The organism is Photorhabdus sp. RM96S (assembly GCF_042879335.1).
In the GTDB taxonomy this organism is placed as follows: Bacteria; Pseudomonadota; Gammaproteobacteria; order Enterobacterales; family Enterobacteriaceae; genus Photorhabdus; species Photorhabdus kayaii.
The window spans coordinates 1-662 of sequence record NZ_JBHFKT010000153.1 but is presented as its reverse complement, the minus strand read 5'-3'; the positions used below and the strand labels follow the sequence as shown (position 1 = coordinate 662).

Here is a 662-nt window from a genome sequence, read left to right as displayed (position 1 = left end):
TCCCGGATAATCAGGGCACCGTCACTGACCGCGGCATGGGTGGTGCTTTGGGCATGGCCTTCCCGGTTAGCGCCGCCCAGGGTATTGGCCGCCATATTACTGAGAATCATGCCGCCTGCTGAGCCGCCCGTGCTGATACTCACGCTATGGTGTTCGGTTTTAAAATCCGCTTTGTTTTTGATATCGCCAAAGCCCAGGGTGCCGGTATCAAGGGTGTTTTTGTCTTTGTCTGCGGTACTGGCAATGACTGCGCCGTCAAGCTGGGTGTGTTCACCCACTTTTACTTGATAGCCGCCTTTACCGGCAAACAGTCCCGTCTGCTCCTGTACGGAGTCAAAGTTGCTATGGATTTTGTCGCGGCTGGCACTCAGGTTGAATGAGCCGCCCGGTTGTGGACCGAAAGTAGTACTGTCGCTGGCACTGACATTCTGCTGCTTCATATCGTAGCGGTTGCTGTCCTGCTCGCTACTGAGTGTCAGGTGGCGTTTGACGTCGGCGGTAATTTGTTCGCCGCTGACCTGAGCGCCTTTGAGCGTCGCATCCCGACCGGCGTTGAGGGTGACGGTTTGTCCTGCATCCAGCGTAGTTTCATTATGGCTGACGCCGTTGCCGCTTTCACTGCCTTTACCGCGGTTGGTACTGACGGAGAGATTAATACCCGT

1 protein-coding gene is annotated in these 662 nt (G+C 55.7%); it reads right to left on the bottom strand.

From position 1 onward, the window contains the following. Positions 1-662, bottom strand: a 662-nt coding sequence (locus ACGF49_RS24705) for a hemagglutinin repeat-containing protein (protein ID WP_387493366.1), incomplete at both ends; no start/stop codon positions are given.